The sequence below is a fragment of the candidate division KSB1 bacterium genome (genome assembly GCA_024655945.1).
Taxonomy (GTDB): domain Bacteria; phylum Zhuqueibacterota; class Zhuqueibacteria; order JANLFK01; family Oleimicrobiaceae; genus Oleimicrobium.
In genome coordinates this window covers 149294-167818 of sequence record JANLFK010000003.1, presented here as the reverse complement: position 1 = coordinate 167818, position 18525 = coordinate 149294, and the positions used below count along the sequence as shown (strand labels likewise).

The window sequence follows — 18525 nt, the reverse complement described above, 5'->3', positions numbered from 1 at the left end:
TCAATTTTCTCTCTCACTGCAGGCGCAGCTTCAGCACGTGGCGGACGTAGGCGTCGCCCTCGCCTGTGAAGGAGACGCGCGCGAGGCAAAAGTCTCCGTCTCTGCGGATGAGCTCGCCCCCCTGTGCCTCAAGCACCCCGCGCTCCGTGTGCATGGCGAGCTCGTAGCTTCGCGCGGCGCGTCCTTCCAGGACGATGCTGTGCCATCCTTCCTCGAGGGAGTGGCCGATGACCTTCAGCCCCTGAGGGAGATCGCCGACGCGCGGCGATGCCACAGGGGGGGCAATGCTCAGTCCGGCCGTGTAGTCGATCTCCACCACTGCAGAGGCGGCCAGCTGGAGCGCTACGGCGCAGCGCAGCAGGCCAAGGGAGTCGCTGACGACAAAACGGGCAGGATTCCCATCTATGCGCACTTGGTGCACGACAGAGCCTACGGGCAGGTACGGGGCACAGGTGAGGTGAAAGTCGCCCTTGCCCTGGTGCTCGCACGCTATGCGGACCTGCCCAGGCGTGCGGGTGTACTGAAAGGCGAACATATGGTCGCCCAGTCGGTAGTTGCGCACGGTAAACTGCTCCCAGGTGCACGGCGGCTGCGGACTGAACTCCACGCTCCGCGTGAGGACATTGCCGCGCAGGCCTAACAGCCCCCGTACAAGGGCATGAACAAACTGCGAAGAGCCGAAAAGCTGATGGGGCACTGAGGTGTCCAAGGCACGGTACCGGTCGCCGGAAAGGAGCTCCGTCTGGTAGCCCAAGGCATCGGCGGTGGTCAGGTGGGCGGTACCCATCAAGTGCAAGAATCCGGACACAGGGCGCGCGTACCGATACTCGGCCAAGGCAACTAAGCCCGTGAGGAAGGGCCACACCGCGCCGTTGTTGTAGCTGAGCGGGTCGTAGGCAGTGCTGCCATTGGAGAGCATCCGGGTTCCCCAATCGGTGCTCAGCTCGGAGGAAGCGAAGCGTTCCAGCATCGGCGCCGCGTCATCCGGGGGGAAGAGGCCGAAGAGCAGCGGCACCGCCGGCCAGGAGGTGACCTCGTCGTTGACTCCCCCCTCCTTGGCGATGGCAAAGTTGATGAGCCCTTTGTCCGGGTTGCGGAAGCTCCTGTGCATGGCCTGCAGCGCCTTCAGGTGCCTGGCATGCGCCTCCTTGGCCACACCCTCTTTGCCCAAAGCCCCGGCCATGAACTCTAACTCCGCCAGCGCCTGCGTCCACAGGGCCGCCAGGTAGACGTCGGTACGAATGTTTTGGCGCAGGGAGCCGAGCTCGGCAGCACCCAGACCCGCCTTGGAGTGATCCATGAGCCCATCGCCGTCCTCGTCGCAGGCCAGGCACCAGCGGTAGGCCTTCATGAGCGATTCCCAACTGGCGCGCATGAAGGCGAGGTCGCCACTGGCACGCAGATAGTCCGCCATCTGCACGATGTAGAAGGGGGTGACGTCGCCGTGAATGTAGCCGTAGGGGTACTCCTCAAACCAGCGAATCAGGCCCCCGGCTTGTGACAACTCGTGCATCATTTTGCCATCGGCGCGCTGGTACTTCTGCAGGAAGGAGACGGCCTGGCGCACGGTGGCAAAGTCGCCGTAGGCGTTCATGGCCAGGGAGTTCATGAAGGCGTCGCCGCCAAAAAACCAAGCGAAGCCGGGGCGGCGTCCCACGCCCGAGGTGCCGTAGCCGGCAACCAGCCCGCGGCCGAGGTGCGGATTGTCCACCAGCCCCTTGTCCAGGGCCACGCGCGCCCAATTGAAGGCCATCTCCAACTCCTTGTCGGGAAGCTCCAGCACCAGGAGCTCCTGGCGAAGTGTTTCGTAGTGGGCACGAGTGGCGGCGAGCAGTTCCTCGGCGCGCCCAAGGAGCCGCCAGTAGGTGGCCTTCACTTCGCTCAACCCTGGGGTGCTGCTGCCAGCGATGACAATGGGCAGGAAGTGTCCTTTGCTCTCGGCAGGATCGACGCGCAGCTCGAAGCGCATAGGATTGCTGGCCAGCTCGTGCGCCGGCGGCGACGATTGCGGCCGGCCATATGGCGAGCCGATGACGCCGGAGAACTTGAAGCGACTCTCGGAGATGACGTAGAGCCGCTCCTGGTCATCCCAATAGCAGAACTGGCCCCCCATGCCGCCTGGCCACATGGGGTTTAGGTCTGGGAAGAAGCTCACGAGAAGCGAGAGAGGGCTCTGCGTGTCCACGTCCAAGAGAGTGACCAGACCCGGCTCTTCCAAGGGCGCGAAGAAGGTCTGGCGCATCGTGAAGGCTGGGTGTGAGTAGCAGATGGTCACTGCCTCCGGGCGCACGGTGATGGTGCGCGCCAGGCGGCTGGCATCGAACGGATAGGCCTGCCCGTCCATCAGCACGGCCAGCTGCAGGCCATGCAGAAGCTTGAAGGGAAATACCCATGCCTCAAACACCCCCTCCTCGAGGCCAAGGAGGGCTGCCCTTCTCCCCACTGCCTCGCAGTAGGTGCCTGGTTGCACTGCACGTTCCAGCGTCAGGGGACCGTCGGTGATGGGGAACTTGGCTAACGGCTGCCACTGGCCGTGGGCCGCCGAAGCAGCGGCCAAGCTCAAGAGCAAGACAAGGCCGCAAACTGCCCAACTGAGACGGTTCATGGGTGATGCTCCTGGTGTAAGCGCATTGAACAAAAGGCCGGGGCGCAGTGCAGCTGGGAGGCCCGGCTTTGCCAACGCTTCAATTGTGCCGCCGTTTTCTCGGTCGGCGCCGAAGGAGTCACTTGACCGACTTTCAGTTTCTCCTCTGCCCTTCTGATTTGCTTTGGCGTATAGCGCAGTCGGTCACGGTACTTGAGGATTTTCTTGGCAATCCGTTTCTTCATCCCCGATGTGCCTCCTTTCCAGAAGTTGTCTCCCAATCGGCGAATCGAGGTGGTGGCCAATGGACGCAGGGTCAGTGAGCTCAAGCCTTGCGCAGCAGTGAGAGGGCGAAGACAAGCACACCGACCAGCACCAGTACCACACCCCAAAGTTTGCCAAAGACGTGGTTGAGAAGCAAGAACAGGGCGGCAGTCACGATGAGCATGAGCGCCACGGAGAGGCTGTTGGTCTCGCGGGTGAAAGCATAGACGGCCAGAAAGGCCCCGCCAGGTGCGACCAGCAGCAGCGGCCACAGCTGCACCATGGCATCCCAGCCGGCGATGGCGCAGTAGAGAAGGAGCAGGCTGGCCAGACCGAGCATGACGCCGCTGAGGAGCAGGGGCGTGCTACGCGGTCCGCTGAAGTAGGCAGTGGCCATGGCCACACCGATGGTCAGCGGGATGAGCGGCCAAAGGGCGGCCATGCTGACCAGCTTGGTGGCAGCCAAGAGTACCACCAGGCCCCCCACGATGAGGGCAATGCCGAATATGCGCAGACTGGTCGTGGACATGACTTGTTTCCTCCGCAAAGGTTTCGAGGCACTCGTTCTTCTGGGTCAACGACGGAACAGGCTCTTCACAATGTAGCCAGCGATCTGCGGGTTCTCCTTGAGGCGCCGGGTCGAGTAGGCGTACCACTGCTGCCCAAAAGGCACGTACACCCGCAGCCGGTGCCCCTCGCTGACCAGTATGGAGCGCAGCTTTTCTGTGACCCCCAAGAGCATCTGGAACTCGTACTGGTCCCTGCGCAAGCCAAGGGTGTGGATAATGCGCAGCGCATGCCATATCAGGCGCTCGTCGTGGGTGGCTATGCCCACGTAGCAGCCGTTGCGCAGAATGAGCTCTGCCAAGTAGGCAAAATTGTAGTTGACGATCTCCGGGTCCTTCCAGGCAAGGTGGTGCGGTTCTACGTAGATCCCTTTGCACAGGCGGAAATTGGTCTTGTGCTTGATGAGGTGCTCTGCATCCGCAAGGGTGCGGCGCAGGTAGGCCTGCAGCACGATGCCGACGTTGTCGTATTTTTCGCGGAGACGGAGGTAGAGGGCGATGGTGTCGGAAGTGCAGGAAGAGTCCTCCATGTCGATGCGGACAAAATTGCCGTGCCGCGCCGCCTCAGCCACGATGCCAGCCACGGTCTGGTAGCAAAAGTCCGTATCGATCTTCAGCCCCATTTGCGTGAGCTTCAGAGAGACGTTTGCATCTAAGCGGTGGTCGGCTATCGCCTGCAGGGCCTGGATGTAGGCCTGCGCCGCAGCGGAGGCCTCCTCGCGGCGGGTGACGTGCTCGCCAAGGACGTCTAAGGTCGCGCACATCCCCTGAGCGTTGAGCTGCTTGGTCACACGGATGGCATCCTCCAGAGTCGGCCCGGCGATGTACGGCTTGGCAAACTGTTTGACAATGAAGCGGGGCACTGCAGGCATGAAGAAGACGATGAGCCGATTCAGCAGTTTCATGGCTGTGCCTCTCCAAGGTTGCGCCACATGGCCGATTAGGCGAGGAGAAATTACAATCTTCTCGGGAGAATGTCAAGGGAAAAGCTCCGCGCAAGGGGCAACTTTTGCCTTGCTTTTGTTTTGGCAATGGATTATATTAACGCCGGTTACGCGAGTGAGGGCGAGCGTCGTGAAACGGCACAAGGTCATCGGGATAGCCAACCAGAAGGGCGGGGTAGGCAAGACAACAACGGCGGTAAACCTCTCTGCTTGCCTGGCTGTTGCCGAGTACCCTACCTTGCTTATCGACATCGACCCCCAGGCCAATAGCACCAGCGGCTTGGGCATCGATCCCCGTTCCACCGCGGCGAATATCTACAACGTGCTCATCGATGGGACGGACATCAACTCGGTCATTGTGCGCACCGAGCTGGAGTATCTCGACCTGGTGCCTTCGTCCATTGACCTGGTAGGGGCAGAGGTGGAGTTGGTCTCTGCCATGTCCCGGGAACACCGCCTGCGGCGCGCGTTAGAGAAGCTGGTGCCCAAGTACCGCTTCGTCTTCATCGACTGCCCGCCATCGTTGGGGCTGCTTACTTTGAACGCCTTGGCGGCAGCCGATTCGGTGCTCATCCCCATCCAGTGCGAGTACTATGCGCTGGAGGGATTGGGGCAACTGCTCAACACCGTGCGGCTGGTGCAGAAGCACCTGAACAGCGACCTCAAGGTTGAGGGCGTGTTGCTGACCATGTTCGACAGTCGCCTGAACCTGTCGTTGCAGGTGGCAGAGGACGTGCGTCGCTACTTCGAAGGGCGGGTGTTTTCCACGGTGATCCACCGCAACGTGCGGCTGAGTGAAGCCCCCAGCTTTGGCAAGCCGATCATCCTCTACGATGCCATCTGCACAGGGGCGGAGAACTATATGCAGCTGGCAGAGGAGATTATCAAGAATGGCTCGTAAACCTGCGCTGGGCAAGGGTCTGCGAGCGCTCATCCCGGACATACCCCCAGGCGATGAGCAGGGTGCCCCCGCGATTCAAGACGTGGCAGTCGACAGCGTGCTGCCTAACCCGTTCCAGCCCCGGGAGCGCTTTGACACGCAAGCCTTGGAGGAGCTCAAGGCCTCCATCGCCGAGAGAGGCTTGGTGCAACCCATCACCGTGCGCCGCTTCGATGGCCGGTATCAGCTCATTGCGGGCGAGCGCCGGCTGCGCGCCGTGCGTGAACTCGGCTTGCCTACCATTCCAGCCTACGTTCTCGACGTGCGCAGCGACGAGGAGATGCTGGAGCTCTCCATAATCGAGAACATCCACCGCGAGGATCTCAACCCTTTGGAGGTGGCGCGCAGTTACCAGCGCCTCATGGACGAATGCCATTTGACCCAGGAGGAAGTAGCGCAGAAGGTGGGCAAAGACCGCTCGACGGTCGCCAACTTCCTGCGGCTCCTCAAACTGCCGCGCCGCATTCAGGAGAGCCTGGCCAGCGGCGAGCTGAGCGTGGGCCACGCCCGCGCTCTGATTACCCTGAGCAACAGCGAAGACCAGATCCGCATCTGGCAGCAGACGGTCAAGCACGCCTTGTCGGTGCGACGGGTGGAGCAGCTGGTGCGCGAAGCCACGCAGGGGAAGCGGCAGAGCAAAGCACCCGCAGCGCGCGAACTGCCGCCACAGGTGCGGGAGATGGAAAACCGCCTGCGCTACGCCCTGGCCACCCAGGTGCACATCAAGCCACGAGGCCAAAAGGGGAGTATCGAGATCGAGTACTACTCAGACGAAGACCTTGAACGCCTCACCGGCCTCATCTGCCGTGCCATGTAGCCGCAGGGAAGAGTTGCCCAGCAGGAGGTGCAATTTTCGTGATCAAGCACAAGCGACATAAACGCAGCGTCTCGGTTCTCATCGTCCCCGACGACAAGGGGGAGCCAATTACCTTCACCCTCAGCAACCGCCGGGTGCAATGGCTCAAGGTCGGCGGCGTACTGCTCGGTCTACATATTCTCCTGGGATTTGGTGCCTACTGGCGCTATGCGGTGGTGCACCAGGAGAATCAGAAGCTGATCGCGGTCAACCAGGAGTTGAGAGAGAGCACCGTGCGCATCGAGCAGATGAGCAAGGAGCTGGCCGCGCTGGAGGATTCACACAACAAGATCAGAGCAGCCTTGGGCATCGGCGTGGAGACCAGCCGCCGGCGCAGCGAATCGCTGACGCGTCTCGGTAGGCGGTCGGAAGTGGCGGAGGCGGCCACTGGTGGGCCCGAGTATCCGCCCCGTAGCCAGTCCGATGACCGCACCATGGCCTTCGTTGAGGATTCCGACAATAGGGCGCAGGACTATGCGCGGAGTCTGCCTACTCTCCTGCCGGTCCACGGCTATCTGAGCGCCCGCTTCAACGCGACGGCGGACGAGAAAGGCAAGATCCACCCGGGCGTCGACCTGGTGGCGGACAGTGGCACGCCAATCAGGGCAGCAGGCGACGGGATCGTGGTCTTTGCCGGATGGAGCCATGACCTGGGCAACATGGTGCTTCTTTACCATGGGAACGGCTTTTTCACGCTGTACGGCCATGCGCGGCAGTTGCTGGTATCTTCCCGTGACTTTGTCCGGAAGGGCGACCACATCGCCTTATTGGGGAGCTCCGGGGAAAGCTCCGGCCCGCATCTTCATTTCGAAGTGTGGAAAGATGGGGTGGCGGTGGATCCCCAAGTCTATATTCTTGCCCTGAAGGATTGATGGGACACCGCCTGGCGATAGCATGTCTAACGGAACGAGGTGTGCATGTCGTGGAAGAAGGATGTCGCAGAGGTGGGAAGAGCTGGGGAATTGAGCACCATCATTGGTAGGGGCACTGTGATAGAAGGTTCGGTGTCCGTCGTGAATAGCCTGCGGGTGGATGGCCGTATCAATGGCAATGTGTCCGCTACCGAGTCGCTGGTGGTGGGTAAAGATGGAGAGATCAAAGGGGAGATCAATGTTGCCAATGCGGTGATCGGCGGGCACGTGGAAGGCAAGATACTGGCAAAAGGCAAGGTCGTGCTGGAGGCGAAGGCCTACTTCCGTGGGGAACTCCGCACCAGCAAGCTGGTCATAGATGAAGGTGCCTTCTTCGATGGCAGCTGCCACATGGCAGAACAGCCGCGTGACAGGAAGCAGGCAGCCCGGCACGGTGCAGAAGGGGAGGTGGTGCCGGTTCCGGCGAGTTGACCTCTGTGCCCTCGCTCGATCACCGTAGCCCGCAAGCACTACGATCCTTAGGGCGGTTGGCAAGGGCGGGAGAGGCGTCGGAATTTCTCTTGACATAGTGCGAAAATGTTCGTATAATACTGCGCAATGGCGTTGTACCTGCCGGCGGGCATGTGGGCCGGAGGCGGAGGGACAGTCTACGCGAGCGGAATTATGAGAGCGTTACGGGAAGACAGAGGGTGGAAGAGGTGGGGCTACGGGGTGCTCCTCCTGCTGGTCTGCATGCTCTGCCTGTCGGTGGCGCCTCCTTCCCCTGGCCTGCCGTCCGGGGCGGACCAGGACACTGCTCCCCTGTTTGCGGAACGCCTCCGTGAGTACATCGCCTGGCAGACTGAGGGCTTTCTCACCTGGCTGGTTGCCAAGGAAAAGCAGCTCGTCCAGCTGATCAGGCTTGTCTCTCAGGAAGGGCAGGCGCGTGCCAAGGAAGGGCAGCCGCTCCAGGAGCTCGTCTTCCCGCTGGTCTATGGCTCTGGCGATTCGCTGGCAGCCGCCTATGCCGCAGAGATCGAGCAGCTGTTGGCCATCTACGATGACCTCTCCAAGCTGAGTAGCTCCCTCCCTGCTGAAAATCTGCAGCTGTGGGAGGAGGTGGTCCGCACTCGTGATGAGATCGCTTCGGCCATCGAGGACCGCAAGATCTACGCGGAAGTCGGCTATGCCCCTGCCGACTTAGGTGGGCTCATCAAGGAGTTCTCCGGCGAGCTGGACTCCCTCCTCTCTGTGTACGATCGTCTTGACCTGCTGGCCCGGCAGCCTGCTGCTCAGGCCAATTCCCAGGCCCAAGAGGAGATCGCCCGGCAAAAGGCGCAGATTGCCGCTGCTTTGACCCAGGTGCGGCCTCCCTCGGCGGTGGAACGGCGGCTGCTGGACGCCTATCTGGCCGAGGTGGACAGCCTGGTGCGCGTGCTCCAGACCCTGGACACTCTTCCTGTTCCCCCTGGTGACAGCGCCGCGGTGGTCAGAGAGACAGTCCTGCGCACAAAGTGGGAACTGGTGGATCGGATCGACCAACGCATGGTGCGCCTGGCTGGCTACAAGGGGCCTCTTCCGGGGACAGGGCCAACCGTGACGGAGTTTCTTGCCGAATGGGAGAAGGAGCGTTCTGCCGACCTTGAGGCGCGCTTTACCCCTTACCTGGTAGCAAAGCGCCGGCTCATCGCCCAAGGTAGCGATGCGCAGCGCGACCGGATGCTGGCCCGCGAACTGACCGATGCCCTGGCTCACTATGCGCAAGGTGACTACGTCCTGGCCGAGCTGCAACTGGCCGCGGTACTCGATGACTATGGCGACTACTACCGCGGGCTGGACCCGGTGACCTTCTACCGCAGCGAGTGCTTGTTGGCACAGGGCTTTCTGGAGGCCGCGCTGACCGGCTACCAGGAGATTGGGGGGAAGCAGCCGGGCTCCGAGTACTACACCGAATCCCTGCTGCGCTTGATGCAGATAAGCGGCGTGTACGGCTGGAAGAGCGACTTCTACCGCTATTTCGAGCAACTGGCGGCCGCGGCGGACAGAGCTCATCCCCAGGAGCTGCACAGGGCCTACATGTTGGCCGGCGAGTCTCTGTTTCGGGACGGGCGGCTGCAGGCGGCTTTGGAGACGCTTGGCAAGATACCCGCCTCCTCGCCTCATTGGCTGGAGGCGCGCTTTCTCACCGGCGTGATCTATGCAGCGCAGAACAACTACAACGGGGCGGTACCCATTTTTTCCGCGTTGGCCGACCGTGCCACTCTCCCCTGGACTGACCAGCGCGCCGTGGAGATTCGCAATGCGGCGCTGCTCAGGCTGGGGCTCATCGCCTACCAGCGGGGCGAGTACGGGCGGGCAGAGGAGTATTTTGCCCGAGTTTCCTCCGGTTATGCGGAGCGCGACAAGAGCGTGATCGCTGCAGCTTGGGCAGCTTTCAAGCAGGGCAACTACGAGTTGGCTCTGACCACGTGCCAGCGGCTGGTGGCTGAGTTTCCGACATCGTCCTATTCCTACGAAGCCGTCGTACTGGCCGCCCATTGCAGTCGCATCCTGGGCAGGAGCGACCAGGCGCTGGCTGGACACCGCTATGTCGTCGACGCGCGGGGCGTGGTAGACATCGCCGGGCTGTACCGCACGGAGCTGCAGCGCCTCTTAGCGCAGGTGCAGGCGCTCAATCGCTTGGAGCGGGAGGCGTTGGCTCGGCGCGACATGGTCACCTACCCCGAGGTGGTTCGCCTCCGGCAGGCCATCCAGAGATCGCTGGAGGCGGTGCGTTTCCGCTCCAACCTTGGCACGAGAGTTATCGCAGACTTGCGCGAAGAGGCGCAGGGCCTTTTGGACCAGATCGAGGCGCTGGGTGTCCTGATTGCCGATGCCCAGGCTGCCGGGCGCGAGGACCTGGCCACCGAAGCGGATCGCCGGCGCTTTCGCCTGCTGGAGATTCTCATCGACTTGCAGAATCGGCCGGCCTCCCTCAACTCCAGCTATCTGGTGGACTTTCCGGCTGTTGCCCAGGAAATGGAGATGCGCTACCGGGCGCAGTCCATTGCCACCGCGGTCCGAGAACTTGAAGCCGAACGAAACCGCGTGGCAGCCGATTTGGAGAACATCCGCCAGCTGCAAACCAATGGCGGGCAGGTACCGTTCAGTGCGCGCTTCGGGCTGGAGCTCATCGAGCGCCGCTTGCGCATGCTGCAGAACAACCTCAGCCGATTCCGGATGTGGGTGGCCACACAACCTATCCAGGAGATCGGGTCTCAGCTCCAGGAGTGGGCCGATCGCGCCGGCCTGGAGATGAGCGACATCAGCTACAGCTCGCTGCAAGACCACGAGGTGGCCATCGAAACGTATGCCGGCCGGCTTGCGGCAATCGATGGCCTCATTACCCAACGCCGCCAGGCACTGGACGCCTACCTGCAGCAGCTCGACCTGCAGCTGGCCAGCCTGAGCGCACAATTGGAAGCAAAGAGGGTGGCCCAAGAGCGGGAAGAACGGGCTCTCTACTTCAAGACCGCCTACTTTGACACCACCGAGAGCGAGCAGGTCTCGTCCCGCCAGTCCATGCGACCACAGCAGCAGGACTAACTGAGATGGAGCCTATGCGCATGCAGCGAAGAAGGTCACCGCTGGCAAGGGCCTTGCTGGTAACGGGGATTGTCCTGGTGGTCGCCGGGTCATCTTTGGCGCAGACCTCTGCCGATTCGCTGGCCATGGTGCTCAGGTCGCTGTTCGGCGATAGCGTGATGGCCAGCTACTCATTGGAGGAATTGCAGGCCTATCGCCAGCTGTACGCCAACCGCTTGGCAGCACGCGAAAAGGAACGGGTGGCCCTCCGCCAGCGCGGCATGCGCGACGCCGAGCTCTTCATTGCTCAAAACCCCCAGAGTCGCATCCTCGACGAAGTGATGATGCGACTTGCCGAGCTCTACTATGAACAGGCAGAAGACGACTACTTGGCGGCCATGCGCCAGTACGAGGAAGAGCTTGCTGCCTACGAGCACGGCGAGAGGAACTCCCCCCCAGTGGAGCCGCGCAAGGACTTCAGCAAGGCATTGGCTCTGCTGCAGGCGGTGAGGGAGAGGTTTCCCCACAGCCAGTACATGGACGACGCGCTCTACAACCAGGCTTTCATTTTCGAGGCATTGGGGCAGGATACGGCCGCGGTGGCTCTGTATCAGCGCGTGGTGGAGGAGTTCCCGCAAAGCCGCTATCTGCCTAACGCGCTGATGCGCATCGGGGAGTACTACTTCAGCCCGCCGCGGAACGACTTGCCCAAGGCCATCGAGTTCTACCAGCAAGTCTTGAAGTTCCCGGACAGCCCCCGCTACGACGAGGCGCTGTACCGCTTGGGATGGAGTTACTATCGGCTCAGCCAATTCCCGGAGGCTGTGTCCTACTTCACGCTGCTGGCTGACGACATCGACCGGTACTCGCCCCTGGATGCGCGTGGCGCCTATACCAACCCGGCCCTGCGTGACGAATCGGTCGAGTACATCGCCATAAGCTTCCTTGATTACGGCGGACCTGCGCGTGCCGCGGCTTACCTGAACAAGATCGGCGGTCGACCGTACGGCGCGCAGATTCTCAAGCGCATGGGCGACGGGTACCTGAAGGAGAAGGAAGAGTTCCGCAATGCCATCTATGCCTACGAGCTGCTCTTGGCCCTTTACCCAGAGAGCCCCCTGGCGCCCGTGGTGCAAAGCCGCATTGTCGAAGCCTACCGTTTGCTCAAGGATGAGCTCAAGGCCTACCAGAGCCGCAACCAACTGGTGAGTCTGTACGGCGAAGGGTCCAGTTGGTGGGCAAGGAACACCGATGCGAACGTACGCGCAGAGGCGCAGCGCCTGGCCGAAGAGGCCCTGCGCGACAACATTACCTTCCTGTACCAGAAGGGCGAAGCCACGGGCGATCGGGACTTTTACGAGCAGGCGGTGAGCGACAGCCGGAAGTACCTGGAAAGGTTCCCTGCCGACTCCAGTGCGCCGCGCATTCACTGGAACATGGCCTTGACGCTAGATACCCATCTGGACGATTATGCGGCTGCCTACACGGAGTACGTGGCGATCAGTCAGAAGTATTGGGATTCGCGCTATCAAAGGCAGGCGGCCGAGAATGCCGTGGCCTTAGCGCGGGAGGGGGCGCGGGAAGAGGTAGCGGCTGCTGCCGCCCAGGCAGCTGTGGCCCGCGAGCAGCAGCCGGGAGCTGTGACCAAGGAGAGCGCGGCAACCATCCATGCGCGTCTGGTCCATCCGCCGACCCCGCTGCATCCGGCGGAACAGCGCCTTGCCGAGGCATACGACAACTACATCATGCTCTTCCCCCACGAGCCGCAGACCGCGCGCATGTTGGTCAATGCCGGCGCGCTGTACTACAACCACAATCAGTTCAAAGAGGCGCTCAAGTACTTCAAGACGCTCGTCAAGCACTTTCCCGACAGCGAAGAGCTGGCCAATGCGCGCTACATCATCATGGAGAGCTACTTCGGCAAGATGGATTTTACCAGCGCCGAGGCGGTGGCAAAGAGGATCATAGAAGACAACCCCTCGCCGGAGCTGGTCTCCAAGGCACGCCGCCGGCTGGCCGAATCCATCTTCTTGGCTGCCGAGCTGCTTGCCGAGTCCGAAGAGCACTACAAGGCAGGGGAAGAATTTGATCGCGTGGTGGCAGAGGTTCCGGATGTCGAGTTTGGCGACCTGGCGTTGTTCAATGCGGCGTTGGAGTTCGATAAGGCCAAGGAGTTCAATCGCGCCATCGAAACGTACCTCCGGCTGTTGGCCGGCTGGCCCGCTTCTGTCTATCGCCTGGACGCGCTCAACAACTTGGCTTTCGACTACCGGGAAGTGGATGATTTCCACAACGCGGCGTTGACCTACGCGCGGCTTGCCGAGCTGCACGTCGACCCGGGCAAGGCGAAGGACGCGCTGTACAATGCCAGCATTTGCCACGCAGCCGCTGAGGAGTGGGAACAGGCCATCCGGGTGAATCGCCAGTTCCTTGCTCGCTACCCGGAAACCCGCGAAGCTGAAGACCTCGCCTACGACATCGCCGGCTACTACCTGAAGCTGAAGGATTGGCAGAACGCAAGCGCGGCGTATGGCGAGTTTGTCACCAAATACCCTGCATCGCCCCGCGTCGTGGAGAGCTACTACCGGCGCGGCGAATATTTTGCCGAGACTGGCGACAAGGAGCGTGCAGCCGGCGAGTACCACAAGGCGGTGAGTAGCCACGAGGAGCTCAAGAGCAAGGGGCTGCCAGGCAACGATTTCTATGCCGCCGAGGCTCTCTTTGCGCTCAGTGAACTTCAGTATGCTCGCTTTGTCGCCATCGAGCTCCGGCTGCCGAAGAGCCAGCTGCAGCACGCGCTGCAGGAGAAGCGGGATTTGCTCCTGCAGTTGGTGAAGGACTACACGCGCGTGGCCGGTATGGGCACGGTCCGGCTCTACGAAGCCACCTACCGCGTGGGCACGTGCTATGAAGAGTTCGCGCGCAGCTACGGGCGGCAGGAAATACCACGCATGGACCCCGCCGAGGAAGCGGTGGCGCGCAATGAGGCAGCCGAGGTGGCCGCTCAGCTCTACCGCCGGGCCACCGATTCGTACCGCAATTCGATTGGCGTGTTGACGCGGCTGGCTGAGGATTACCGGCGCCAGCTCCCTGTGCCGCCAGGCGCGGATTCCGTGCAGGTGGCCGCAAGCGATAGCGTGCTTCGGGTGGCAAACCGCTGGATCGGGCGGTGCAAGGAAAAAGTCTGTGAAAATCTTTACACCATTGGCGAGCTGAAGAGACTCTCGGCTGAGCGCCTGCTTGCCGTGCCGCTGCCATCTGGCCTGGACCTGCTCACTTCCGTGGAGTACCGTCGGCAGCTCTTGCTCGTTGCCGTAAAACCGCTTCTTGACGCCGCGGCTGCCGCCTACGCGGAGAGCGCCGAGGCGGCGGAACAGCTTGGCGTGCAAAACCAGCTAGTGGCCCTCGCCAAGAGCAGCGCCATTGAGGTCTCTAACATGCTGCCAGACCTCTTTGCCTCCTTGGCGGCTGAGGTGCTTGAGGATTACCGGAACAGGGAAGCCCAGTATCTTGCTCTGGTGGAAACAGGTGCTCGCGTGACTCAGGCCGGCGAGGACCTGGTGGAGCTGGCAGACCAGATGGCCAACTTGCTGGAATTTGGCGCAGCATTTGCAGTCAACTTTAGCGAGGGCTACCAGGAAACCCTGAAGCGCGCGCGCAAGCATGGCCTCGATGGCCAAGGTGTGGCCATCACTGAGCAAAAGCTGACACAGGGCCTCTTCCACTACGTCGAGAGACTGGATAGCATTTGTGGCATGACCAAACAGCGCGGGCAGGCGTTTGTCGGTCGCTATCGCGAGCAGCAAGAGCCGGTGTTCAGAGACGCCATCCTCACTTTCGAGGACAACTACTTTGCCGCCCACGAGGGGCTGCAGCAGATCCTGCGCACGGGTGTTGCGGCGTGCGATTCGTTGGGCATCGACAATGTCTGGGCCAAGAACCTGGTGTTGCACCTGGCCCGTTTCGACCCCGATACTTATGCACCCCGGCTCGGCCTTCGCGCAGTGGCGGACACGCTGGCCACGGATCTCAACTGGCGGGCGGCGTGGCAGTACACCAAGGGTTGGCCGACATTAGATTTTGACGATAAGAGCTGGGCAGTGCCCACGGTGGTGGCGAATGTTCAAGGCCCCAAGCGGCCGCCAGGCCTGTACCTGTGGTGTGTGCAGCCGGAGACGGTGAGCGTGCGCTTCGACTCCCTCGCCCAAGGCCTTGTGCCCCAGGTTGAGCAGCGCCGTGGGCCCTTGGTCTACCTGCGCCGCACCTTTAGCGTGGTGGGCTTGCCGGTAGGCGGTCAGGTGCTCCTGGCAGCAGATGGCTCCTACAACCTGTTCGTCAACGGCCACTTTGTCACCCAGGTCGTGCAGCCGCCAGAGAAGCCTCTGGGTGTCTACGTGCACGAAGTGACTGACCTTCTCCATGAGGGAGAAAACGTGGTGGCCGTCGAGGCCAAAGATGTGGACGGCGAAATCGATGGGCTGCACCTGCTGCTGACTTGGCGTACCATTCCCGGCTGGAAGGAAGAGCGGCAGCGCCTTGCCCCGCTCGTGCTGGACGAGAAGGAGAAGGAGTTGCTTATCCAAAAGCGAGAGCAGATCCCTTAAGCTGAGGTTGCACATGCGAGTTCTGTTTTCTCTGGTGGCTCTTGTGTGGGTGGCCTTGCTGCTGCAGGTAGGTCCGCTTGCTGCTCAGGAAAGCACGAGGCCTGCGGCTACTCAGCAAGTGGAGGAAGAAATTCTGCCGCCCATCCTCATCGTGACGGTCGTGGAAAAGCCCAGCGTGGCCATACTCCCTAAGCGCGTCAAGCCGGAGTTCAAGACGCCGCTTTTCGTGGAGAGGAGCTTCGAGCGCGAGTTGCGAGAAGTCCCGAGCGGGTTGACCGGGTTCCAGGAGGAACTGGAGTCGGCCAAGAAAATCAAGCGTCTGCAGAAGCTCATTGCTCGTCAGAAGAAGTAGCATGGCTGCTCGCTCCAGGATGTTGCCCGTGGCGGTGAGCCACGGTGCCTTCGCAGAGGAGAGCAAAAAACCCCTATGCGTGGAGGTGTTGCATGTCTGAATTGATCAGCGGTTTCAGTCCCAGCAGCGCGGGATGGGTGTTCATGTGGACACTGCTGTTCATTGCCGCTATGGCGGTGGCCATCTTCATCGAGCGCTTCATCTACATCAAACTGAAGAGCGACATCAATGCCGCGATGTTCATGGCACAAATTCGAAAGCATATCAAGGCCGGGGAGTACCGCGAGGCCTTGGCACTGTGCGAGGCTGCCAACGATCGCGCCTTGGCGCGGGTCGTTTCCGCCGGTCTGCGCAAGGTGAGCGAGAGCGAGACGGTCGACTTTCGCTCGATCCAGAACGCCGTCGACGAGGGCACGCTGGAGGTCATCCCCAAACTGCAGAACCGCACCGGGTACTTGGCCATGATCGCCAACGTGGCCACGCTCATCGGCTTGATGGGCACGGTGTACGGGCTGATCATTGCCTTTCGCAGCGTGTCGGGTCCTGGCATCGACCCGGCGGAGAAGGCACGCCTTCTGGCTGCGGGCATCGCCGTGGCGATGAACACAACCCTCTTCGGCTTGATCATTGCAGTGCCGACCATCGTCGCCTACACCTGGCTGCACAACAAGACCACTAAGATCATCGACGAGATCGATGAGCACATGGTCAAGTTGATTAACCTGATCACAGGGAATCAATAGCATGGCGTTTCGACCTTCACTCAGAAGCAGCCGTACCTTTGCCGAGCAGGTGGAGATCAACCTCTTTCCGGTGATGAACCTGATGGTGGTCCTGATCCCCTTGCTGCTGTCGACGGTGACGTTTGTGCGCATCGGGGTCATCCAGCTTGACCTGCCGCCGGCCCCACTGGTGCAGGGAACGGGGGCCAGTGGCATGCCCACCGAGACGGCGCGCACCCTCGATTTGGCAGTAAGCATCACCGACCAGGGCTTCTACATCTCCAGCGTGCTCGGTGTGCTGAGGGGTGAGGGAGGTGGTCCCTCCATCCCCAAGAAGCTTGGCGAAGACGGCTCGCCAGTGTACGACTATGAACGCTTGTCCAGCGTGCTCCTTGAGATCAAGAGTCGGGCTCAGGGGACATTCGCCGATGACGAGCGTATCATCATCAATGCGGACCCAGGGGTTCGTTACCAGGTAGTGGTTTCGACCATGGACGCCGCGCGGTCATGCCAGGTGGAGGGCCGCACGGTGAACCTTTTCCCACAGGTGGCACTCGCTGCCGGCATCCAGTGACGGCAAGAGCTTCGTCCCGGAGTAAGCAATGGCCTATATTCCCTCGCGCATCAAGAAGCATGATACCAACCCAGGCAAGGGGTTCCTCAACCTGACCTCCTTGATGGACATGTTCACCATCATCCTGGTGTTCTTGCTGAAGAGTTACTCGACCGAGGGGGGATTGATTCACCCCTCGGAGAACTTGACCCTGCCCAAGTCCACCGTGGAGACGATTCCCGAGACGGCGCTGGACGTGATCGTCTCCAAGGAGACGGTCATGGTGAACGATGAGGTCGTGGAGACCGTGGTAAACGTGGCGGGGCAGGAGGGGTTGATCGTACCCAGACTGCGGGACAGGCTCAAGGTATACGCCGACCGCGCCAAAGAGGCCGAGCAGAAGTACGGCATCAAGTTCTCGGGCAGGGTGAATGTCCAGGCAGACAAAGACCTCGAGTATGGCATCCTGGTGAAGGTTCTCGCTACCTGCGGGATGTGTGAGTACACGAACCTGCGTCTGGCCGTCTACCAGCTGGAACGTCCGACCGGGCGCTCGGCGGAGACGGCCTCCACTCTGTAGCAAGGTGGCGCTGCCACGCCAGCGGAGGAGTGCTGTGGTTGCAACTGAGATGGTGCTGCCCAAAGAGTACCGGAAGGGCTGGTTCGCGGAGGTGAGCCGTACCTTTGTGCTCATCCTGGGCGCTTCCGTGGTGGTCCATTTTGGGCTGATGGTTCTGCTTCTTTCGCGGCCCACGCAGGAGAAGGAGGAGGTACCGGCCGCCACGCAGGCACGTCTTGCCACCCTCATTGTGCGTCATGCCCAGCCGCCAAAGGAGATGCCGCTGCGGGAAGGTCTACCCGTGCCGGCCACCCGAGGGGCCAAAGAAGTAACGCCAGGTGGGGCCGAAGTGGCCGCGCGCACACCGGGCAAAGGTGCTGCTTCCAGCTCGCCTGTGAGCGGGGCAGCCGGCACCGCAGCCGAGGCACCGCTTTCGCCTGCCCATGCGGCGACACGCGAACGCCTGGCTGCAGAGGCGCGTTCCACCGGCGTGCTGCGAGTTCTCACTGCAGGAAGCGGCGGAGCAGGAGAGCAGGCACGCCAACTCCTCGGCGGCGAGGAGCCGAGCGCCGACATAGGCACGGTGCTCGGAAGCGTTGGGGGACTGAAGAGCACGGGGGCGCCCACCCGGGAGCGAGAGGTGCGTGGCGCCCGCACCACCGAAACCGGCACCATCGATACCCTGCTCGGTGAGCTCGGCACAGCGACCTCTTCGACGGTCGTCAGGGTCGGCAATCTGGTGGTGGGACCGGTCACGCCCATAGATCGTGAGGGCGAGGTAACGAGCCTTGCCGGGCGAGACCCAGACCAGGTCTCCAAGGTAGTGAACGGCCACAACGACGCCATCGAATACTGCTATCAGAAGGAGCTCAAGCGCAACCCGACGTTAAAGGGAAAACTGGTGGTCCGCTTCACCATCAACCCGCAGGGAAAGGTGAGCAGCGCTACCATCGTCTCGTCCACCCTAAACAGCCCAGAGCTTGAGGCGTGCATCCTGCGCCGTATTCAACGCTGGGACGATTTCGGCACGGTGGATGCATCTCTGGGGGATGCCACCTTTCGCCAGGTCTACACCTTCGGTTTCTGACCGTCCTTGCTTGGCGAGGCTTGGCGGGCGCCGAGGTATTCTCTGCGGGAGACCATGGACCGTAGCGCAGTGCTCACGG

At 61.8% G+C, this 18525-nt stretch carries 15 protein-coding genes; 11 read left to right on the top strand and 4 right to left on the bottom strand.

Annotation, left to right across the window (positions count from 1 at the left end):
* Window positions 1-13: 13 nt before the first annotated feature.
* The 4 genes from NUW13_05745 to NUW13_05730 all read right to left on the bottom strand — a co-directional run bounded on the left by NUW13_05745 (window position 14) and on the right by NUW13_05730 (window position 4319).
* Complete coding sequence (locus tag NUW13_05745; protein ID MCR4438531.1) at window positions 14-2605, bottom strand: hypothetical protein; 2592 nt, start codon at window positions 2603-2605, stop codon at window positions 14-16.
* Window positions 2602-2829: a hypothetical protein gene (locus NUW13_05740; protein ID MCR4438530.1), complete on the bottom strand. Its 228-nt coding sequence runs from the start codon at window positions 2827-2829 to the stop codon at window positions 2602-2604. The genes NUW13_05745 and NUW13_05740 overlap by 4 nt, the downstream gene beginning before the upstream one ends.
* Window positions 2830-2909: 80 nt before the next feature.
* Window positions 2910-3377 carry a hypothetical protein gene (locus NUW13_05735; protein ID MCR4438529.1) on the bottom strand — a complete coding sequence of 156 codons (468 nt, stop codon included), beginning with the start codon at window positions 3375-3377 and terminating at the stop codon, window positions 2910-2912.
* A 45-nt stretch (window positions 3378-3422) separates the two neighbouring features.
* A complete protein-coding gene (locus NUW13_05730) occupies window positions 3423-4319 on the bottom strand; it encodes a proline dehydrogenase family protein (GenBank protein MCR4438528.1) in 897 nt (298 codons plus the stop codon).
* A 169-nt stretch (window positions 4320-4488) separates the two neighbouring features.
* On the opposite strand from NUW13_05730, the gene NUW13_05725 reads away from it, so the two are divergent.
* The 11 genes from NUW13_05725 to NUW13_05675 all read left to right on the top strand — a co-directional run bounded on the left by NUW13_05725 (window position 4489) and on the right by NUW13_05675 (window position 18446).
* Window positions 4489-5259 (top strand): AAA family ATPase, encoded by a 771-nt coding sequence (locus NUW13_05725; GenBank protein MCR4438527.1) that lies wholly within the window; start codon window positions 4489-4491, stop codon window positions 5257-5259.
* Complete coding sequence (locus NUW13_05720) at window positions 5249-6115, top strand: ParB/RepB/Spo0J family partition protein (GenBank protein ID MCR4438526.1); 867 nt, start codon at window positions 5249-5251, stop codon at window positions 6113-6115. Before NUW13_05725 ends, NUW13_05720 begins: the two co-directional genes overlap by 11 nt.
* 38 nt (window positions 6116-6153) lie before the next feature.
* Window positions 6154-7026 (top strand): M23 family metallopeptidase, encoded by an 873-nt coding sequence (locus tag NUW13_05715; GenBank protein MCR4438525.1) that lies wholly within the window; start codon window positions 6154-6156, stop codon window positions 7024-7026.
* Window positions 7027-7071: 45 nt separating this feature from the next.
* Window positions 7072-7497: a polymer-forming cytoskeletal protein gene (locus tag NUW13_05710; GenBank protein ID MCR4438524.1), complete on the top strand. Its 426-nt coding sequence runs from the start codon at window positions 7072-7074 to the stop codon at window positions 7495-7497.
* A 192-nt stretch (window positions 7498-7689) separates the two neighbouring features.
* Window positions 7690-10590, top strand: a complete 2901-nt coding sequence (locus tag NUW13_05705) for a tetratricopeptide repeat protein (protein ID MCR4438523.1) — start codon at window positions 7690-7692, stop codon at window positions 10588-10590.
* A gap of 20 nt (window positions 10591-10610) precedes the next feature.
* Window positions 10611-15173 (top strand): tetratricopeptide repeat protein, encoded by a 4563-nt coding sequence (locus NUW13_05700; GenBank protein MCR4438522.1) that lies wholly within the window; start codon window positions 10611-10613, stop codon window positions 15171-15173.
* A 13-nt stretch (window positions 15174-15186) separates the two neighbouring features.
* Window positions 15187-15525: a hypothetical protein gene (locus tag NUW13_05695; GenBank protein MCR4438521.1), complete on the top strand. Its 339-nt coding sequence runs from the start codon at window positions 15187-15189 to the stop codon at window positions 15523-15525.
* Between the two features lie 92 nt (window positions 15526-15617).
* Window positions 15618-16268: a MotA/TolQ/ExbB proton channel family protein gene (locus NUW13_05690; GenBank protein ID MCR4438520.1), complete on the top strand. Its 651-nt coding sequence runs from the start codon at window positions 15618-15620 to the stop codon at window positions 16266-16268.
* A gap of 1 nt (window position 16269) precedes the next feature.
* Window positions 16270-16821, top strand: a complete 552-nt coding sequence (locus tag NUW13_05685; protein MCR4438519.1) for a biopolymer transporter ExbD — start codon at window positions 16270-16272, stop codon at window positions 16819-16821.
* A gap of 28 nt (window positions 16822-16849) precedes the next feature.
* Window positions 16850-17380, top strand: a complete 531-nt coding sequence (locus NUW13_05680) for a biopolymer transporter ExbD (GenBank protein MCR4438518.1) — start codon at window positions 16850-16852, stop codon at window positions 17378-17380.
* 34 nt (window positions 17381-17414) lie between these two features.
* A complete protein-coding gene (locus NUW13_05675; protein MCR4438517.1) occupies window positions 17415-18446 on the top strand; it encodes a TonB family protein in 1032 nt (343 codons plus the stop codon).
* Window positions 18447-18525 lie beyond the last annotated feature (79 nt).

What these genes read in the sequence shown, in the direction of transcription:
- NUW13_05720 (MCR4438526.1), top strand. Translation starts at nt 5,249, where the DNA reads ATGGCTCGTAAACCTGCGCTGGGCAAGGGTCTGCGAGCGCTCATCCCG.
- NUW13_05685 (MCR4438519.1), top strand. Translation starts at nt 16,270, where the DNA reads ATGGCGTTTCGACCTTCACTCAGAAGCAGCCGTACCTTTGCCGAGCAG.
- NUW13_05710 (MCR4438524.1), top strand. Translation starts at nt 7,072, where the DNA reads ATGTCGTGGAAGAAGGATGTCGCAGAGGTGGGAAGAGCTGGGGAATTG.
- NUW13_05680 (MCR4438518.1), top strand. Translation starts at nt 16,850, where the DNA reads ATGGCCTATATTCCCTCGCGCATCAAGAAGCATGATACCAACCCAGGC.
- NUW13_05695 (MCR4438521.1), top strand. Translation starts at nt 15,187, where the DNA reads ATGCGAGTTCTGTTTTCTCTGGTGGCTCTTGTGTGGGTGGCCTTGCTG.
- NUW13_05735 (MCR4438529.1), bottom strand. Translation starts at nt 3,377, where the DNA reads ATGTCCACGACCAGTCTGCGCATATTCGGCATTGCCCTCATCGTGGGG.
- NUW13_05745 (MCR4438531.1), bottom strand. Translation starts at nt 2,605, where the DNA reads ATGAACCGTCTCAGTTGGGCAGTTTGCGGCCTTGTCTTGCTCTTGAGC.
- NUW13_05705 (MCR4438523.1), top strand. Translation starts at nt 7,690, where the DNA reads ATGAGAGCGTTACGGGAAGACAGAGGGTGGAAGAGGTGGGGCTACGGG.
- NUW13_05690 (MCR4438520.1), top strand. Translation starts at nt 15,618, where the DNA reads ATGTCTGAATTGATCAGCGGTTTCAGTCCCAGCAGCGCGGGATGGGTG.
- NUW13_05740 (MCR4438530.1), bottom strand. Translation starts at nt 2,829, where the DNA reads ATGAAGAAACGGATTGCCAAGAAAATCCTCAAGTACCGTGACCGACTG.
- NUW13_05700 (MCR4438522.1), top strand. Translation starts at nt 10,611, where the DNA reads ATGCAGCGAAGAAGGTCACCGCTGGCAAGGGCCTTGCTGGTAACGGGG.
- NUW13_05730 (MCR4438528.1), bottom strand. Translation starts at nt 4,319, where the DNA reads ATGAAACTGCTGAATCGGCTCATCGTCTTCTTCATGCCTGCAGTGCCC.